Source organism: Thiospirochaeta perfilievii, assembly GCF_008329945.1.
Taxonomy (GTDB): Bacteria; Spirochaetota; Spirochaetia; order DSM-2461; family DSM-2461; genus Thiospirochaeta; species Thiospirochaeta perfilievii.
On record NZ_CP035807.1, the window covers coordinates 3,274,303 to 3,293,341 of the forward strand.

General features: G+C 33.2%; 14 protein-coding genes. 3 read left to right on the plus strand and 11 right to left on the minus strand.

The features are described 5' to 3' along the window. Positions 1 to 23 precede the first annotated feature (23 nt). From EW093_RS15200 to EW093_RS15210, 3 genes are read right to left on the minus strand one after another with little or no spacing between them, the layout of a single operon-like run. Positions 24 to 548: a 3-isopropylmalate dehydratase small subunit gene (locus EW093_RS15200; RefSeq protein WP_149569220.1), complete on the minus strand. Its 525-nt coding sequence runs from the start codon at positions 546 to 548 to the stop codon at positions 24 to 26. After that, positions 548 to 1,831, minus strand: coding sequence for a 3-isopropylmalate dehydratase large subunit (locus tag EW093_RS15205; RefSeq protein ID WP_149569221.1), 1,284 nt, complete (start codon positions 1,829 to 1,831; stop codon positions 548 to 550). The genes EW093_RS15200 and EW093_RS15205 overlap by 1 nt, the downstream gene beginning before the upstream one ends. A 4-nt stretch (positions 1,832 to 1,835) precedes the next feature. Next, positions 1,836 to 2,417, minus strand: coding sequence for a helix-turn-helix domain-containing protein (locus EW093_RS15210; protein WP_149569222.1), 582 nt, complete (start codon positions 2,415 to 2,417; stop codon positions 1,836 to 1,838). Positions 2,418 to 2,525: 108 nt separating this feature from the next. Between EW093_RS15210 and EW093_RS15215 the strand changes: the two genes are divergently transcribed. Beyond that, positions 2,526 to 4,505 carry a S1 family peptidase gene (locus tag EW093_RS15215; RefSeq protein WP_149569223.1) on the plus strand — a complete coding sequence of 660 codons (1,980 nt, stop codon included), beginning with the start codon at positions 2,526 to 2,528 and terminating at the stop codon, positions 4,503 to 4,505. Positions 4,506 to 4,535: 30 nt separating this feature from the next. On the opposite strand, the gene EW093_RS15220 is transcribed toward EW093_RS15215, so the two are convergent. From EW093_RS15220 to EW093_RS15240, 5 genes are read right to left on the minus strand one after another with little or no spacing between them, the layout of a single operon-like run. Then, positions 4,536 to 6,530 (minus strand): ATP-dependent helicase, encoded by a 1,995-nt coding sequence (locus tag EW093_RS15220; RefSeq protein ID WP_149569224.1) that lies wholly within the window; start codon positions 6,528 to 6,530, stop codon positions 4,536 to 4,538. Further along, positions 6,514 to 8,139 (minus strand): M28 family peptidase, encoded by a 1,626-nt coding sequence (locus EW093_RS15225; protein WP_149569225.1) that lies wholly within the window; start codon positions 8,137 to 8,139, stop codon positions 6,514 to 6,516. Before EW093_RS15225 ends, EW093_RS15220 begins: the two co-directional genes overlap by 17 nt. After that, the gene (locus tag EW093_RS15230; RefSeq protein WP_149569226.1) at positions 8,136 to 8,879 is read right to left on the minus strand and encodes an aminotransferase class IV; all 744 of its coding nucleotides are present in this window, start codon (positions 8,877 to 8,879) and stop codon (positions 8,136 to 8,138) included. The genes EW093_RS15225 and EW093_RS15230 overlap by 4 nt, the downstream gene beginning before the upstream one ends. After that, on the minus strand, positions 8,860 to 10,170 hold the full coding sequence (locus tag EW093_RS15235; RefSeq protein ID WP_149569227.1) for an anthranilate synthase component I family protein: 1,311 nt from the start codon (positions 10,168 to 10,170) through the stop codon (positions 8,860 to 8,862). The genes EW093_RS15230 and EW093_RS15235 overlap by 20 nt, the downstream gene beginning before the upstream one ends. Next, positions 10,167 to 10,736: an anthranilate synthase component II gene (locus EW093_RS15240; RefSeq protein ID WP_149569228.1), complete on the minus strand. Its 570-nt coding sequence runs from the start codon at positions 10,734 to 10,736 to the stop codon at positions 10,167 to 10,169. Before EW093_RS15240 ends, EW093_RS15235 begins: the two co-directional genes overlap by 4 nt. Before the next feature lie 80 nt (positions 10,737 to 10,816). On the opposite strand from EW093_RS15240, the gene flgF reads away from it, so the two are divergent. Both flgF and flgG read left to right on the plus strand, forming a co-directional pair. Next, positions 10,817 to 11,665, plus strand: a complete 849-nt coding sequence (flgF, locus tag EW093_RS15245) for a flagellar basal-body rod protein FlgF (RefSeq protein ID WP_149569229.1) — start codon at positions 10,817 to 10,819, stop codon at positions 11,663 to 11,665. A gap of 9 nt (positions 11,666 to 11,674) precedes the next feature. Further along, a complete protein-coding gene (gene flgG, locus EW093_RS15250; RefSeq protein WP_149569230.1) occupies positions 11,675 to 12,469 on the plus strand; it encodes a flagellar basal-body rod protein FlgG in 795 nt (264 codons plus the stop codon). A 23-nt stretch (positions 12,470 to 12,492) separates the two neighbouring features. On the opposite strand, the gene EW093_RS15255 is transcribed toward flgG, so the two are convergent. The 3 genes from EW093_RS15255 to EW093_RS15265 form a co-directional block, all read right to left on the minus strand. Then, positions 12,493 to 12,882: a ParB N-terminal domain-containing protein gene (locus tag EW093_RS15255; RefSeq protein ID WP_149569231.1), complete on the minus strand. Its 390-nt coding sequence runs from the start codon at positions 12,880 to 12,882 to the stop codon at positions 12,493 to 12,495. A gap of 3 nt (positions 12,883 to 12,885) precedes the next feature. Next, positions 12,886 to 15,399: a transglycosylase domain-containing protein gene (locus EW093_RS15260; RefSeq protein WP_149569232.1), complete on the minus strand. Its 2,514-nt coding sequence runs from the start codon at positions 15,397 to 15,399 to the stop codon at positions 12,886 to 12,888. Between the two features lie 88 nt (positions 15,400 to 15,487). Beyond that, positions 15,488 to 18,919: a PPi-type phosphoenolpyruvate carboxykinase family protein gene (locus tag EW093_RS15265; RefSeq protein WP_149569233.1), complete on the minus strand. Its 3,432-nt coding sequence runs from the start codon at positions 18,917 to 18,919 to the stop codon at positions 15,488 to 15,490. Positions 18,920 to 19,039 lie beyond the last annotated feature (120 nt).

A 19,039-nucleotide genomic window follows, 5' to 3' on the forward strand; every position in this document is an offset into this window, starting at 1 on the left:
CTATAAATAGGGTTTATACTAGCTCAATATTTACTATCAGCATAGCTTAACCAGCCTCCAGCTCTAACTAGATCTTTATCAAAGTCAGATATACTAAATGTAAACTCACTTTTTTTATCACTAGAGGATACTATTATTAGGTTTTTCTCGATATCTACACCAATAATTGTATCTAAACCGGAGAATTCCTCAAATATTTTATCTATACTCTTCTTATCCAGGGTTATTGCTAACATCCCACAGTTGTACATGTTTTGTCTAAATATTCTTGCAAAACCCTCGGCTATAACAACATTGATATCGTTCATCTCTAAAGCCCAAGGTGCATGTTCCCTTGAGGATCCACAACCAAAATTATCCCTTGTTACAATAATTGAGTTTGGCTCAATATCTGTAGTTACATTAAACCCTTCCATTTCTAGATCCTCTAATAAGTAGGGTTTTAAAGCTATTTTTGTAACTTCAGTTAAATATCTTGCAGGTATTATCTCATCAGTATTAATATCAGATCTATCTAGAAATAGGACTTTCCCTTTAAAATTTTTCATTATTTATCCTCCGAAGCTAAAGTTATTTCTCCTGCTATAGCTGTTGCTGCTGCAGAAGCAGGACTCATTAAATGTACCATTCCGCCTTTACCCATTCTTCCTGAAAAGTTTCTATTTGTTGTAGAAGCACAAACTTCACCCTTAGCTAATACTCCGTTACTCATACCTAAACACGCTCCACAAGTTGGGTTTGTAACACAGAAACCAGCAGTATCAAAAATTTCTAATAGTCCCTCTTTAAGCGCCATATTATAGGTTTTAGGACTTGCAGGAGATACTATTGCCCTTACAAATTTATTAACCTTTTTACCCTTAAGAACTGCTGCTGCTTCTCTTAAATCTTCAATTCTACCATTAGTACAACTTCCAATATATACCTGATCAACTTTAGTTCCAGCTAGGGATTCAATTGTCTCTACTTGATCTGGCTTAAAACCAACTGTTGCCACAGGAACTACATCATCAATAGAGAATTCAATAACCTGTGCATATTTTGCATCATCATCGGATTTCCATTTAGCGTACTCTTTTACAGCCATCTCTTTAGTCTTAAACTCGTCCTCAATAAATGGCCACAGGTAGTCTACAGTAGTTTCATCAGGGTAGCAGATTCCAACAGTTCCACCAGCTTCAATAGCCATATTACAAACAGTCATTCTCTCTTCCATTGTCATATCATCAATAACACTACCTGTAAATTCGATAACCTTATTTGTCGCTCCGTTTACACTTAGCTTTTTAATTATTGATAAAATTATATCCTTGGCATAGACACCTTTATTTCTCTTCCCTGTAACATTTATTTTTATTGTTTCAGGTGTTTTAAAAGTACATATTCCCTTTAGAATTCCAACCTGAAGATCAGTTGTTCCTACTCCTGCAGCAAAAGCCCCAAAGGCACCATGGGTACAAGTATGACTATCACCCATAATTATTGTGTAACCTGGCCTTGAAAAACCGTTCTCGGGGAAAAGAGCATGACAAACACCGTTATTTCCAATATCAAAGAAATCCTTAATATCATGACGTCTAGCCCAATCTCTAAGAATCTTAGCCTGCTCTGCAGTTTTACTATCCTTAGATGGGGTAACATGGTCTACAACCGCTTTAATTTTAGTATTATCAAATACCCTATCTAATCCCTTAGCTACAAGATCATTTATTGCAACTGGTGTTGTTATTTCATGACAAAATACAGCATCAAGTTTTAAAACACTAATGCCTCCACTTAATGTGTCTACTGTGTGGGCTTCAAATATTTTTTCTGCTATTGTTTTTCCCATATTTTTACTCCTTAAAAAATAGTATTTTTGGTGGATTAACCATCCAAAGTGCCTTCAGGGGCTCATTGGAAAGACACTCTACCTTATGTGGAATCTCAGAAGAGAAGGAGATGCTGTCTCCAGCTTTAAAAAAGAACTCATCCTTACCGTAGGTCAGTTTTCCTTCACCTTCTAAAATATACCCAAACTCATTCCCTGTGTGACCATAGTCGTCGTGTCCCTTTTGTGAACCCTTACTTATTTCCATTATAAAGCTCTCAATTGCATTCTTTTCTATAGCCCCTGGCAGTACTGAGAGTTGGTGATAAACTATACCATCAGTCTCAATTTTTCTTCGATCTTCTTTTTTTAAAATAGATACCTTTCGTTTCTTCTGGTAATCAGAGAATAGATAGTCTAAATCTACATCTAAAGCTTCTGCTATAGAGAATAGTGTATCTATAGATGGAGAGACTTTATTTCTCTCTATTTGGGATATTAAACTCTCAGATACTGCAACTTTAGCAGCAACTGTTTTTAAAGTTATCCCTTTTTTCTCCCTAATATCTCGTAATTTTTCACCAAATCTATATACTGTCTTCTTCATGTCTACTTAACTCTCTTAAGTATATATTAAGTATATAGATATCTTTAGTCAATATTTAATTGACTAAATAACTTTTAAAGTCCAAAATAATTTTAAATTGAGGTGTTTATGAAATTTAAAAATAGAATAAAATTTGTTGTTATAGCTATAACTATTAGTTTTTTAGGTTGTGTTTCCCCTAAAGATGGTCAAAATCGTACTCTTTCTAACAGAAAAAGAGAGATTGTTTTAAACTCAACTTTTGAAGTTTTAATTAAAAAACCTGTTAAGGATAATTTAACTTATGAAAGAGATTTACCATGGGATAATATCTCCTATAATATAAGGAATGATGAGTACTACTCTATAGGTACAGCTTTCTCTGTATCTGATAAGGAGTTACTTAGTGCCTTCCATGTTATACAGCTAGGAGAGGACTCTTTAGTCTATAGAAATTACTATATAAGAGATAACAAGGGTAATGTATATGAGGTTGACAATGTTACATCTTTTAATAAATCTAAGGATTTTATAAAGTTTACTGTAAAAGATTACACTTTTGATTATTGGTTACAACTTGAGGATACATATACAATTAATACTACTGTATTCTCTGTTGGGAATGCCTATGGTGAGGGTATCATTATTAGGGATGGAAATTTAATTGGTACAATACCTGAGTCGGAAAATGGTCAATGGGTATTTTTAAAGAGTTCATCGGATGTTAATTCTGGAAACAGTGGTGGTCCTTTATTAAACTCAAATGGTAAAGTTATTGGAATTGTTTCTAGTAAAAAAGATAATATAGCCTACTCAATTCCTATAAATGAAGTAATAAGTCAAGAACCAAATAAAGGATTTTTCCACTATAATTTAAGATATGGTTTTAGTCTTTTCCCTGAAAGATTAAAAGCAGAGTACTTTGATTTTAGCTTTGACTTGCCAATGAACTATCAACGAATTATAAAAGAGACTAAGGAGATAGTTAATAGGGAGTATAAGTTAAAAATGGATATGCTTTTTGAGGAAAATCGAGGTGAGACATTTCCCAATGGTAATTCATCCCTAGAAGCGTTAATTGGTAATACCTATAGTTTTATGCCACAGGTTATATTTAAGGATCAAACGAGTAAGGTTTGGACAATATCTGGAATAGAGAATAAGTCTGAAAATCTAAGGGGTGAGGGGAGTTTATCCTATAGTTCACTTTTTGATGAGTCATTTATTATTAATATAGATAAACCAGATAAAATATCCCTAGGTGAGTTAGTTAGTGACTCCTCTAAAGTCATGGATCTGGTGCTAGAGGGTATAAATGTCCCTAGAAAATTTGCTGGTGAGGATATTCGAATACTATCCTATGGGAAACCTATGGAGAGTCGTTTTATTATGGATGATTATGGCAGAAAGTGGAAACGATCAATATGGTTAATTGATTTTTCAGATGAAGTTTTAATATCCTATACACTACCAACACCTAAGGGAGTTTATGGAATAGTTACTAGTAGTCGAAGTTCTAATTTGCATGACCTTGCCTATGACTATGATAAAATGCTTAATTTTGTAGAAATATCCTACTATGGAACATTTGAAGAGTGGTCTGAATTCCTCTCTTTATCAGACTTAATTCCTAATAGGTTTAAGGATATTTCTATTTACAAAAATAATGATGGAAAAGTAGTATTAGACTCCTCTATATTTTCTGTAAATGATTATCAAGATATCTTTGAAAACAACAGTAAACTAGAGATTACACTAGATTTTGATATTTTTAAAAAGAGTGAAAAAAATATATGGGATATAAGAAGGGTAGTTTTTGCAGAGGAGAATAGGGATAACTTTTTTGTTTTATATAATAATCTTAAACCACAAGCTGCTATGAGAAAGGCGTATAAGGAGTCTTGGGAGGACTTTTTAACTGTAAGTCACCCATTTAATAGTTCTCCATTTATTGAGGATAGCTCAGCTAAAATTGGTAAACTTTTAAACTTTGACATTGGAGAGGAAGCTCCTGATGAGATCTTCTCTATCTTTTTAAGTAAAGAGGGTAAAGTTGAAGATGATTTAATGGCTAAATATTTAGACAGTATTAACATATCCCTTAAATAGTATTAGAAATAATCCCATAATTATATGGGATTATTTTTTCCAAGGCATTCTAGAGAAAAATACTTTAGCTTCTTCTTCCTCTTCAACAACATTGTCACACTCAACAACTTCTTTAAGGTTATCAGGAATTTCATCTAGAAACCGGGAAGGAATCGCCTCTACGGTATCATTCATAGACCTTCTTTTTTGACAAGCAGTAATGTATAGATGCTCCCTTGCCCTAGTTATAGCAACATAAAATAGTCTACGCTCTTCTTCCACATTTCCAGACTCTTCCACACTTTTCTGATGGGGAAGTATATGATCCTCCACACCTGCTAAAAATACATTGTTAAACTCTAACCCCTTAGAAGCGTGTATTGTCATTAAGTTAACCTTACCCTTATCGTCATCATCGGATTCACTTCTTGTAATAAGTGTTATTCTATTAAGGTATTTTTGTAGAGTTGGTTCTGTATTATCCGGGTTATTTTCCCATCTAGTAATAAAATCTATAAATGTCTGAATATTATCATACTTCCATTTGGCTATTTTTTCATTATCCGGGTGCTCTGTTACTAACATTCCCCAATAATCAATCTCTTCAACAAACTCTCTTACTGTATCTGATATTTTTAATTCCTCATCATGAAATTTAACCTTAAACTCTTCAATTAAATCTATAAAGTCTGCTAAACCTGAGTGGGCGGCACCTTTTAATGGGGTGAATTGGTCAAAAACTAGCTCTGTTGAGGCTGAGTATAGGCTGGATCTTCTCTCTGTAGACTTTCCTATCATGATTTCCAATGATTTTTTACCAACACCCCGTCTTGGAGTATTTATTATCCGGAGAAAATTAACATCATCATCTGTATTAACTATAAGTTTTAAATAGGAGATAATATCTTTAATTTCCTTTCTTTGAAAGAAACTTGTTCCTCCAGACATAACATAGGGGATATTACATGCTAACAGAGAGTCCTCAATAGCTTTTGATAGGCCATTTGTCCTAATTAGAATACCAAAGTCATCATATTTTTTTCTATCCCGTATAACAGCGCTGGCGATAGTCTCTGCAATAAAGTCAGCTTCAGCTCTCTCATCTTCAGGGTAACTAGTCTGAATTATCTTTGCATTAGGATCGATCTCAGTCCACAGATCCTTGGATTTCCTATTTGTATTATTTTTAATTACAGAGTTGGCTGCTTCTAAAATTATCCCTGTAGATCTATAATTTCTCTCTAACTTAATCTCTTTTAACTCTGGAAAATTTCGCTCAAAAAGTAGTAGGTTTTCGTAGTTTGCTCCTCTCCATGAGTATATTGATTGATCATCATCACCAACTACACAGATGTTTCTATACTTGTCAGCAAGTAGTTTTATAAAGTTATATTGCAGAATAGAAGTATCTTGAAACTCATCAACCATTATATATTTATACCTATTTTGGTACTCCTCTAAAACTTCAGGATTACTCTCTAAAATCTCCTTTGGTCTTACAATTAAGTCGTCAAAATCAACAGCATTATATAGTTTTAGGTGCTCGTTATACTCATCATATAGGGGTCTATGGAGCTCATTATTTGTGTCCCATTTTATTCTTCCAGTTTTTAACCCCGAAATTATATTGGATAACTCGTTTAGTTCTGCCCACTCATATTTTAACTTAAGCTCCCTTGCTGCCTCTTTTATACAGCTATTTTTATCAGTAGGATCATATATGGTAAAGTTAGGTCTATATCCTAAGTAGTGTATTTTTTCCCTTAATATTTTAACTCCAAAGGCATGAAAAGTAGATACAGTTAAATTGCTTAGCTTCTTACCGGTTATAGATTTAACCCTCTCTTCCATCTCTCTTGCTGCCTTATTAGTAAAGGTAAGGGCTAGAATGTTTGATTGGGGAATCCCATGGTTAAGCATATTGGCTATTCTATTTGTAACAACACCGGTCTTTCCACTACCTGCACCTGCAATAATTAATACAGGACCCTCAATTGTGTCTACTGCAAGTTTCTGTTCTGGATTTAAATTAACCTTTGTTCCCATAATACCTCTTCCATATTTTTATATTCTCTCGACCATCCATTTCAAGCTGAATTAGTTTGTATAACTGTGAACAACCAAGCCAACTAACCCTAGAAAAATTGATGCTAAGGCAGTTATTATTATTTAGTTTTGATATTTTAATCAATAGTAATCTTAAACCTTTTAGTAGGTTTGATGGGTCTAGTTTTAGTAGTGATTTAGGATCAAATTCCCCACTATTTAATATTAAAATGTCTTCTTGTTGAAGTAACTCAATTGATCCTACTTTATTATTACTATCCATAATCTCAATAGTAGATTTAGTACTACTCTTTTTATATAAAAGTTTTATCTGGGACCTGCTTGTAAGTGGTATAGACTTAATAAAGTAGTCATTTTCAATTGCTTTTAAAATATTATTATAAAAAAAATCTACTCTATTCCTAAAATTTGACTCAGTTGAAAGATCATCGATTCTTTTACGTATAATAAGGGGTAGATTTTTAAAATCACTTTTTACCCTATCTTCAACAAACTTATAAATGTTGTATGTAAGGTCTGGGCCCTTATTCCCACACTTAACCTTAAAATACTCGATTACTTCTGGCTTTAACTCTGAACTATATAGTTTGAACTCTAGTAAAAGATCAATGTTATAGTTTTTCATTAAGTTTATATTAAGAGGATCATTTTTTATATAATCATTAAGACTTTTAATCTTAATCCCTCTTTCTATATTATTAATAATCTCTTGATTATAGCAGTTAAATTTTAGATCACCTATATCAATATCTTTAATAACTTCATTTAAAGTAATATTTGATAATATTAAAAGAAGTGGAGATAATATATTCCATGATCTAGGATCTAGAGTCTCAATTTTGTCATCTAAGCTATGGTTTGTAAGCCAACTTTTTGGTAGTTTATTAGGGTTCATCTTGTAATCAATAGCTTCTCTATATGGGAGTAGGGAGATAAGAACGGCTGGATACTCGTTTAATATAAGCCCTAAATCATCGGAAAAAAGTGGATTTAAGTAGAAAAACTCACCACTATTTACACTTAATAAAATCTCCTCAGCATTGTTTTTAACCCTATTTATTCTGCCTCTTATAGTGGAATCAATATAACTTTTTTTATAGTGACTCTTAATTAAGTTCTCCCCAGCAGTGCCTAAAAGTATAGTTGTACCAATTCCACACATATCAAAAACATAGAAACTTAGATTATTAATACTCTTAGATCTTAAGTATCTACCTAATTTGTAGGATCCCTGGGATGTAACTGATGAGTCTCCTACTAACTCCTCTTTATCTGTAAAAATAATAATACTATTGTGTTTTTTATTTTTTATACGTTTTCCATGGTATAAAAGGTAAAATACAGCAGCGCTATTATCATTTGCTCCAGGGGTGTTTTCAACCCTATCATAGTGGGCTAATAAAACATTAGAGTGCTCTTTTGATACAAGGTTGTATGGGAAAAGTACTATATGAATAGAGTCTTCAAAGTTTATTATTGAGTAGGGAATACCCTCTCTCTCTAATATCGATACAATTATCTCTCTTCTGTTACAGTTAAGTTCACAAAATTCTTTAAATATCTTCTGCTCTTTTAAACTATTTTTCATAATTTAAGTAAACCTTGGATGTTTTTAACCCGATCTGTTGGTATTCTTAAACTGTCAATCCTACTAACAACTTCTATCCCTCTAATTGAGTTTGTTATAAAAAACCCATCACAACTCTTTAAATCTTCTGTATATATTTCCTTCTCAAAAATTGTGTATCCCCCAATATTTTTTAAAGATAGTAGGTGTGTTCTAATTACTCCAGGTAGTAGTGGCAGAGTAGCAGGAGGTGTTAAAATACTCTCCCCATTTATTAAAAAAATATTTGCTATACCAGTTTCTAATAATCTCTCTTTATGGTCTTTAAAAATTGTATTACTATTTTGTAAATTATTGTAATAATTTAAACTCTTGTAGTTGTATATTGGGTCATTACCCCTTATTTTTTTTGATACTTGAAGCTCATGGACCATAGATTTATATGGGAGTTTAGTTGTTGAAATTAAAAAAGATACTCTCTCTAGATCCTTAAATATCACAATTTTAACCCTTGCTGAGTTTAGGTTGTTCTCCCTAAGAACTGTTTTTATTAAATTCTCAAAGTTCAGTTTAGGAAGATTAAAGTTAAAAAATATAATACTCATCTCTATTCGTTCTAAGTGGTAGTTTAAATGTAAAATATTGTTTTCAATAACTTTAATAGTTGTAAAGAAGCCTTCCCCAAAGTTAAATCCGCTACATAGGGGAGATATACATCTATCATTTTCATCTAAAACTCTATTATTGAATATAATCTTCACAGTTTACCGCCTTAAAAATAGATTTTAGTTTAACTAAGAACTCCAGATACTCATCTGTAGGATCAGAATCTATTGTAACAGCTCCTCCAGAATTAAAAACTATTTTATTATCTTTTATTACAGCGCTTCTAATTACAATATTACTATTAAGATACTCTTTATTCATTATAAATAGCGTTCCGGTATATAAGTTTCTTGAGGACTTCTCTAGCTCTTCGGTAATTTCCATACATCTTATTTTTGGGCATCCAGTAATAGAACCTCCTGGAAATGTAGCTTTTATTAGGTCTACTATGGAACAGTTATCCTCTAGTACACCATTTATAATTGAGACAAGGTGGTGTACACTTTTATAGTGTTCAACTCTTTTTTTATTTACAACCTGAACACTTCCTACTTTACAAACCTTAGATAGATCATTTCTTAGTAAATCTACAATCATATAGAGTTCTGCCTGATTTTTTGAAGATTTATATAGCTTTTTTTGAAGCTCCATATCCTCCTGTAGGTTATCAGAGCGTTTAATAGTTCCCTTTATAGGTCTACTTTCAACTAATCTATTTTCAACGTTAAGGTATAGTTCTGGACTATTGGATATAATAGTATATCCATCTCTTTCTAAATATGCGGAGTAGGGAGCACTGTTTTGATAGTATAATTTTTTAAAAAGAGCTAGTGGTGAGCCTACAAAGTCACCTATTATTCCCTGGGTTAAGTTAACTTCGTAAACCTCCCCATCTAGTATGTACTCCTGTATCTTTTCCACATTTTTTATATACTCTGATTTAGAGAAGTCAGGTGTCAAATTTTCAACTTTAAAATCCGTATCTTTAAAACTCTCCCCAGAAAAGTTATTCTCATCATGGTAACTAATACTTATCTTAAATAACTCTCTATTACTGTTATCGAAATAGTAGTACTCCTTATATAGTGTCCAGTTAAAATAGGGGAATTTTATTAAATCTGTTGTCTGCTTTTTAATATTTTCAATAGAGTGTAAAGCCTCGTAACTTATATAACCAATGGCACCTATTCTGTTTATTGGGTATGGATAGGTGTGAAAATCTGTAGAATTATTTAACTCTTCTACTCTCTGCCAGAAACTGTCTAAGTCTGTAATAGTTACATCCCTAGCAGGTTTAATACCAATAACAGACTGTTTTGAAATATCATCTCGACCTTCTCCTGTTAATATTGAAGGTTTAAAATCCCTATCTAATTGAAGAAAAAATGAGGTGGGTTCACAATAATCGATTTTACTGATTTTATAACTCAATATTCTATTGTTCATATAAGATTATACTCCACAAAAAAATTACTAACTAATTTGTCTCCATACTCTGTTAAAAATGATTCAGGGTGAAACTGCAAGCCGTATATAGGTCTAGTTTTGTGGGTAATGGCCATAATCGTTCCATCCTTTGAGTACCCTAATATCTTAACTTCTTTAGATGGCTCTATAACTAGAGAGTGATATCTAGCTATTTCAATTGTTTTAGGTATATTCTTAAAAAGTGGACTTGTTTTATGGGTAAATATTGATACTTTACCATGTATAGGCCTTACCCCTCTAACAGTTTTACCTCCAAAATACTCATTGATACACTGCATACCAAGACATATGCCTAGAACTGGAGTTGATATTTTTATATTATCAAGAACTTCTTTAACAATTGGTGTAGCCTTAGGCCTACCTGGGCCAGGAGAAATTATAATGGCACTATAATCATCTATTTTATCTATGGATATCTCATAATCCCTTAAAACATCAATAGGCCCTGGATACTGACTTTTTATTAGATGTAACAAGTTATATGTAAAAGAATCATAGTTATCAATTAATAGTATTCTATTCATATCTATTTTATATCAAAAAAAATATCTTTACTAAAGTAAAATCTACATATACCGAAAATAGATTTAAGGGAGGATTGTATATGGTAAGAGGACTTTATACAGGTGCTAGTGGCATGCAGGCTCAAATGCATAAAATGGATGCACTTTCTAACAATTTGGCAAATGTTAATACTACAGGGTATAAAAAAGATACCTCTGTGCAAAAAGCTTTTCCCCAGTTATTACTTAGTAGGTTAAATGATAATGGAGTACATAAATTTCCATTTGGCTCTAGTGATTCCGCACCAATTGTAGGCAAATTGGGTATGGGTGTAGAGTATAATGAAAGTTTTACAGTTTTCGAGCAAGGTTCATTAAAACAGACAGATAACCCATTTGATTTAGCCCTGGAAGATAAGGGGTTTTTCACTATAGATACACCCTTTGGTGAGAGATATACACGGAATGGAACCTTTACTTTAGGTAAAGAGGGAATGTTGTTAACAAAAGAGGGCTATCCTGTAATGGGAGAAGAGGGTCCTATATATATAAAGAAAAACAATTTTATGATTGATAAAGATGGAAATGTTTTCCAAAATGGGGATTATTCAGATGATCCAAAACAGATGGTTTCAATGGAGTCTAATGAGTGGAAAAATACTGAAAAGGTAGACTCTATTAAGATTGTAGGCTTTGACAACGATAGGTTCATTAAAAAAACAGGTTCTTCTTTATGGGCAGCTACTGAGAATTCAGGAAGCGCTGAAATTTTAAGAGGAACAGAAAGACCTAAGGTATCCCAAGGGTTTATAGAGGCATCAAATGTTAACTCTGTTAACGAGATGGTAAATCTTATATCAGTAAATAGAGCCTATGAAGCAAATCAGAAGGTTATATCTACCCAGGATAATTTAACTGGTAAACTTATAAATAACGTGGCAAGGGCTTAGGAGTAGTATATGATGAGATCATTATGGACCGCAGCATCAGGTATGAACGGTCAACAATTTAATATAGATACAATTTCAAATAACTTATCAAATGTTAATACAACAGGCTTTAAAGAGGTTAGGGCAGAGTTTGAAGATCTACTCTACCAAAACTCAAGAATTGCAGGAACCCCAGCAACAAGGGATACTGTAGTACCTACAGGTATACAGGTTGGACACGGTGTAAAAGTTGCTGCGACCCAAAGAATGTTTACCCAAGGGTCTATAAGGCAGACGGATAATGACGCGGATATGGCAATAACTGGTGAAGGTTTTTTTAGAATACAGCAGTTAGATGGCTCTGATGGTTTTACAAGAAATGGAGCTTTTAAAATTGATGTTAATGGACAGGTTGTAACAGCAAATGGAAATAAGGTTGAACCAGAAATTATTTTACCAGAGGGGTTTATTAGAAACTCCCTTGCTATAAGTGCAGATGGTAGGGTTACTGTAAAGGTTCCAGGGAACGATGATAATATAGAGGTAGGGCAGATGGAAATTTATCGGTTTGTAAACCCTGCAGGTCTACAAGCTATTGGTTCAAATACGTTTAAAATTACAAATGCATCTGGGGAAGCAATTGGTGGTAGACCAGGTTTTGATGGAATGGGTGAGATTAAACATAAGTTTTTAGAGAGTTCAAATGTTTCTACAGTAAAAGAGATGGTTAATATGATAGTCGCCCAAAGAGCTTACGAATTAAATTCTAAGGCGATCCAAACATCTGATAGTATGTTAGGTATTGCAAATAATCTTAAAAGATAGATCAAAATGACTGGTAAATCCAGTCATTTTTTTTTGAATAACTTATTAAAAAAGTTTGATATACAATTTATTATTTTACTAAAAAAGGATGGGTTTTGAAGTTTTTTCAGTCTTTGGTAGGCAGATTGTAATTCATAATCTGTAAAATCTTTTCTTACTAGGTTCTCTTCTAACTCCCTCTCAATTAACTCTATTTTTGAAGGGTCATCAATAACTTTAGTCTCAATTAGTTGCCAACCAAGCTGTTTAGCAGACTCTAATCTTCTAAAACCAGATATTAGTTCATACCTATCGTTGATTATTATAGGGTGAAATAATCCATACTTATTTAGGCTATCCTTTAATACTTCCAAGTCCCCTATATCAATTCTGATTCTTTTTTTTATTCGAATCTCTGCTATTTTTACCAACATTTTTTAGTCCCATAATTCGTCTATAGATAAATCCTCATCACTATTACTCTCTGGTTCACTATTTTCAAAGAAGTCTGTTTCCATCTTAATACTATTAAGTATATTCTGATCCGGAGATATTTCAACCTCAATCAGATCCATAATTTTAAATATGGTCTCATTTCTTGCTTCTTGAACAAATGTGTGGTATTCGCAGAAGGTTGTTGGTTCAGTTCCTGTCTTATATACTTCTCTAATGGTATCTGGACAGTTTTGAGATGCCAGGTCTCCAGAAACAGCACAAATAGTTCGCTCAATTATACCATTAGGTCTAAAGAACTGTTTTACAGGTAGATCCTTATGAATTTCAGCCATATATTTTGCCCATACAAAACCGGCTAATACTGCTCCATTATTATTTTGACCTAGTGTATTTGATCCTTTGTCAAAACCATACCATAAACTTGTTGTATAATAAGGAGAGTAACCTACAGCCCAGCTATCCTTCCAGTTTTGACTGGTTCCTGTTTTACCAGCAATAGCCATTCCATTAAAACCTATACCGTACTTCTCTTCTGTTCTCCACCCATAGTTTAGTGTTCCCCCAGGAGCCTTAGTTGTCTCTAATATACTTGTCATAATATATGCATCCTGGGCAGACATAATCTGATTTTCAGGCCTATATGACTTTTGTAGCATGTCATCCTCAACGTGGGTAATTATTGCACCATTTTGATTCTCAATAAATTTAATACCGTATGGGTCATTTGCTTTCCCTTGATTTGCAAATGTTGCAAAAGCTCTTACCATTTGACCTGGAGATACTGTAGTTGTACCAAGTGCCATTGGGAATTTTCTATCAAATTTTCTTCTAATGACACTAGGATCAGTTATTCCAAGTAGAGCAGCAGATCTAGATATTGCGTCATCAAAACCAATTTTTTCCAAGGACTCAATAGCAGGAATATTTAGAGATTTATTTAAAGCATATCTTAATAAAACGTGTCCATACCAATGTCCTCCATAGTTGTTTGGAGTATAAGGCTCTGCACCATCTAAAACAAATGTTTTAGGTTTATCAGTAAAATGGGTACCTGCTGTTAACTTATTACTACTTATACCAGCAGACATATATAGGGGTTTAAAAGCTGATCCAGGGGATATTTGTACATCTGGATTTAAAACTCTATTTAGTTGATTTGTATATTCAAATTTACTACCACCAATTAGTGCTAAAATCTGACCATTTGTATTATCTACAGTTATTAATGCAGTCTCAATCTGGTTATCCAGTGTATCCTTTGACTCATTTAAAGAGTACTGGCTAACACTGTTTAAGGAGTTTATACCGGATATAAGGGATAATAATCTAATTTGAGGGGATAGACTCTTATTAAAGTAGTCGTGTTCCTTCTGCTGTTTAGCCTTATCCTCTACCTTAATATCTTTTATATTGGAAACTAGTCCCATTAAGCTTATTATTGGGGAGAACTGGTTATATACTAACTCTTTTTTTGCATTTGATTGATTTTTAAAACCATCTCTAACCTTTGTTAATCTGCTTAAAACAAATTTATCTGCTGCGGCTTGATAGTTTAAATCCAGGGATGTATGTATTGTATAACCATCTTTATATGGATCCTGTGTTCCATATAGTAGGTTTTTTAACTCTTCCCTAACATACTCTGTAAACCAAGGTGCTTTATCGTCTCTTTTTCTTGCACTATGTACATTCTCAGCTCCATCCCTAGACCAGTCATGATTAAGCCAATATGTTGCAAAACTTTTATCCGCATCTTCTGCTGAAATGTATCCGTTTAACACCATCTGATCTAAAACTCTACGTTGAACTTTTTTAGCACCACTTGGATTTCTAAAAGGGGAGTAGAGTGTAGGTCTAGCTACTTGTATAACACTCATAACAGACTCTGCAGCACTATTTTCCCTAGCTGAATGTTCGAAAAAGTAGTTACTTATCGCCTCAATACCATAGGCTCCATGACCAAAGTTAACTTTATTTAAATACATTTGAAAAATTTCTTGTTTTGAGTACTGTCTCTCAACCTGCCAAGCTTCCCACAACTCTTCTAGTTTTGTAAAAATACTTCGATTAAAAACATTATCTAGTCTAATTTTTGCCAATTGCTGGGTTAAAGTACTACCACCACCACCATCTAGGTTTCCATTCTTTAAAATAGAAAAAACAGCCCGGGAGAAACCACGAACACTAAATCCATTGTGTCTAAAAAATGGGTTATCTTCCCTTGTAAGAAGTGCAAATACCTGATATTTAGGAAGATCATTAAACTCTAACAGGGTTCTCTGTTCAACTCCAACTAATTCAGATATAACTTCACCATTTCTATCTAATACAACAGATGGTAAAGATGGCTTTTCCAAAATAAAATTCTCTATATTTTTGTTATTTATATTAATAGAAACAGCAAAAGCTAGTCCTACTGATAAAACAATTAATAATAAAGTGAATAATGTAAAAAATATTCTAAATCCGATACGGTGTTTATGGGTAAAAATCATAATCAAATATTACTCTGTCTGCCTTAGGGTAGTCAATGGTAAAAAAAAAGCCGGAGAATAAATCCCCGGCTTTAACTTAATGATAAAATTATCTAGCTAATGGGTCAGCACCTATAGTTCCTACAAGATCTTCTCTATATTTAGCAGATTTGTAATAACTTAGTAACTCTTCAGCTTCTTTTAAAGCTACCTTAGCTTTATCAATAACACTCTCTTCATGGGGCTTTGATGAACCTATAAAGTTATTTAAATATTCAACGTTGGACTCATAAAGCTTAATGCTTTTCTCTTGCATAGCATCAAGTCTGTCTTGGTACCATTTAGAGTTTAATACTTCATCTCTAGTAAACATTTTTCTAAACTGGGGAGAGTTTAATGTCATTCCCTGGTATTCACCCTGGGACATAATGTACATTAAAGCCTTTAAAGGAGGCGCAGCAAACTCTACAGATCCATCTTTAATATATTCTGTAGATATCTTCTTATATGTTTCTGTAATATTATCAATTCCATCAACAAATGCCTCTAGATCTTGTAATTCAGGTTTTAACATATCCTCAGGGAATATTGAGTCTGGATTATCAAATATCTTACCTAGGAAGTCCTGGGTAAACTTTTTAGTTAATCTCATTCCTAAAATACTAGCAGGAATAGTTCTGCCTTTGTAATCAAAATCCTCAACTCTCTCTAAATGTCCATTTTCTAATAATTTGTATGCATTTCTCTCATCTTCTGTTAGTCTACACCACAGTTCAGGAATTAAAAGAGACACATCATGGGCAACCTTATACTTATGACCAATATTACCAGCTGCTGATGAATAACCATTATATTCACCTAAAATGTTTGATAACATAACGTTGTTTAAATCTGTAGTTGCAACTAATGCGTTAAAAGGTCCCTTTGTTAATGCACCCTCTGAACCTGCACCTGTTGTAGAAGGAGATTTACCTGTTAAGCTACACATAAAGTCCATTAATAACTCAGGTAGTTCTTGGAAGTGAATTGGTCCATATACAGCTAAGGGTCTAATTCCCTCTTTTCTGTCAATTGGGTTGTTTCTTCTTCCTGATAATATTGCGTTTACAGGATTATGTAGAGGTTTATCCATTGGGATTTCCCTAGATAATCTTGCTCCAATTTTATGAACATCAGATTTTAAAGAGTTGATTAAATCCTTTTGGGTTTCAAGGTATCTAGGGTTTTTAGTTGGGGCACCATTTACAATTCTAGGGTGGCTAGAAATTACAAAGTACTTAATACTCTCATCCCTTTGTACTTCTAATAACATGTCTTTTACAGGGTCCGTATACTTGTTAAAATTAATAGTATCATTTATTAACTCTGTAGCGTACTCCCTAGGAAACGGCTCAAAGTTAGAAATAAACATTCCTGTTGAAGATAGATCTTCCTCAGCCTGTTTATCATAACCTCTAATTATAGCATCATCTGGTCTTTGGAAGAATCTAGACTCAGAGTTAGCTGCCATTTTAACACTTTGGTTTTTATACATTGGGTTTAGGTTTTCTAACATTCTAGCTGGAACAGTTACACTTGCTGTTATATCATCCTCTAACTGTAGTTTGTCAGCTGGTAGGTAGTCTTGTCTTAACTTGTATGTTCTTCCAACACCCTTTGTATCCCTACCAATTCTTAGGTAACTACCACTAATTTTTCTACCATTAAATTTAAACTGATTACCAGGTTTTCCGTTAATAAAATCTACACTAAACTTATCCTTCCAGTTATCTCCCCATGATGGTTCATAAAATCGTTTAACCAAGAAAACAATGGATTTAATTCTTGATGGAACACTCTGCAACCAGTTGTTAAAATCGTCACTCCAGTCCGGGTTCTCGTTTAATAGTCTAATTACTGAACCTAAAGATCTATCCTGGGACAATATTTTTCTACTAACGTTGTTTTTTCTTGGTACTCTATATCTATCGGAATAATCTTTGTTTATAATTTCTTCAACTAAAACAATATCCTCTTCAAAGTCACCAGTAAAGATTGGTCCAAAGTCTATTGCGTCCCATATAGATTTGGAGATCTCTGATTTACCACCACCAGAAACAGTACATGGTTTATGGCAAAAAGTACCTTCAGCATCTGTTCCTACAAGTCTCCAAGCTGGAGTCTGTGGATGTTTTTCCATTCTTACTTTATATCCAGATGGTAAAACGTAGTAAAAGCCAGGTAAAATATGGATCTCTCCACCTTTCCATGTTGCTTTTTGACCATCAATTAATGTAAATAGTGTATCTTCTGGTACATAAATTAATTCAGGATGTCTGTTATCTACAGCGTATCCTTCAGGTTTAATAGTTACATGATCTTTTAATAATTCCATAGCTTTTTTAAAAGTATGTTCCGTATCTATTGTACTATCGGCCTTATAACTCTTTCCAAGGTTTTTACAAGTATAAGCTAGGGCTCCACCAGCATGTTCCTCTTCGTATAAACCTGAAAGGTTTGCAGAGTAACCCATCTGAGTTTTAACCTCTTTTTTACTATAACCAAAGTAGTTATCACCTATTATTGTTACTATAACTCCTCTATCATCCCTAGCTGTTATTTTATATGGTGTACCATCATTGTATAGCTCGTCTTCTTTTTCCCAGCACATTCCATCTTTAATTTGTCTCTCTGTAGCATCTTTTATATTTGGAAGTCCTAAATCTTTCTTTTTTAATTTAGTTATTTGTGGTGCTAAAATAACGCAACCTGTATGACCAGTCCAATTTTTTGGGTTTAATGCAGCATCATTTTCTGGTAGTAGTGGATCACCACCATTTCCAAAAATAGACTCTACAAAATCTAAGTTACAAACTATATTCCCTGGTGCAAAAAAACGAATTTCCATAGATTTTTCTTCTGTGTATCCAGGTATCTCAGGACATACTATAGGCCTTAATAGTAGGGAAACAAAGGTCTCAGCATGTTTCTCCTGGCTAGATGTAAATGGAAGTTTTTTAAACTCTGATCCAGGGTTTAAAGCCGATTTTAATATTCTAGAGAATGCAACCTTTGGAACCTCTTTTTTGTCAAATGGTACAGGTAGACCACCTTCAACAACATGGAATGATCCTTTAGTTGTTCTTCTATCATTTTTAGGGTTGTGAACTACACCCTGTTTTATTCTATATGAACTTACTAGTTCTGTTTTAAATTCATCCTTATCTACAGGAAGAGATAAAACCCTAGCTAATCCGTGTTTATCTAATACAAAAGTATTTGAGGGTAGTCTTTCAGTTTTATCATCAAGATCGTTTAAATAACTATCAAGAAAGTTTTGAATCCTAGTATCAGCTGGACTTAAGTGAGTAGATAATAGTCTATCTTTCTCTCTAAAATGTTCAATTAGATCCCAAGCTGTCTTTAATTCTTCATCATCTTTTCCTTCAAAGTAGGGTAGGCCCATAGAAGCTAATTTCATATTGATATATTTAATATATTTATCAATATTTTCACTTCCCAAAGGGTTAACCTCAATTCCAAAATCTCTATTAACTCGCATTCATATTCTCCCGTTATTGTTGTTTGATATTAGAATCAGTAATACATAGAATCTAATTTACTAATAATATATACAATTTGGAATAAAATGAAAAGGGTTAGAAAATTTTTATTTTGACAC

Excerpts from the sequence above, each read along its gene's own strand:
- EW093_RS15220 (WP_149569224.1), bottom strand. The coding sequence starts at position 6,530 with ATGGGAACAAAGGTTAATTTAAATCCAGAACAGAAACTTGCAGTAGAC.
- EW093_RS15260 (WP_149569232.1), bottom strand. The coding sequence starts at position 15,399 with ATGATTTTTACCCATAAACACCGTATCGGATTTAGAATATTTTTTACA.
- EW093_RS15215 (WP_149569223.1), top strand. The coding sequence starts at position 2,526 with ATGAAATTTAAAAATAGAATAAAATTTGTTGTTATAGCTATAACTATT.
- EW093_RS15255 (WP_149569231.1), bottom strand. The coding sequence starts at position 12,882 with ATGTTGGTAAAAATAGCAGAGATTCGAATAAAAAAAAGAATCAGAATT.
- flgG (WP_149569230.1), top strand. The coding sequence starts at position 11,675 with ATGATGAGATCATTATGGACCGCAGCATCAGGTATGAACGGTCAACAA.
- flgF (WP_149569229.1), top strand. The coding sequence starts at position 10,817 with ATGGTAAGAGGACTTTATACAGGTGCTAGTGGCATGCAGGCTCAAATG.
- EW093_RS15205 (WP_149569221.1), bottom strand. The coding sequence starts at position 1,831 with ATGGGAAAAACAATAGCAGAAAAAATATTTGAAGCCCACACAGTAGAC.
- EW093_RS15265 (WP_149569233.1), bottom strand. The coding sequence starts at position 18,919 with ATGCGAGTTAATAGAGATTTTGGAATTGAGGTTAACCCTTTGGGAAGT.
- EW093_RS15200 (WP_149569220.1), bottom strand. The coding sequence starts at position 548 with ATGAAAAATTTTAAAGGGAAAGTCCTATTTCTAGATAGATCTGATATT.
- EW093_RS15210 (WP_149569222.1), bottom strand. The coding sequence starts at position 2,417 with ATGAAGAAGACAGTATATAGATTTGGTGAAAAATTACGAGATATTAGG.
- EW093_RS15240 (WP_149569228.1), bottom strand. The coding sequence starts at position 10,736 with ATGAATAGAATACTATTAATTGATAACTATGATTCTTTTACATATAAC.
- EW093_RS15235 (WP_149569227.1), bottom strand. The coding sequence starts at position 10,170 with ATGAACAATAGAATATTGAGTTATAAAATCAGTAAAATCGATTATTGT.
- EW093_RS15225 (WP_149569225.1), bottom strand. The coding sequence starts at position 8,139 with ATGAAAAATAGTTTAAAAGAGCAGAAGATATTTAAAGAATTTTGTGAA.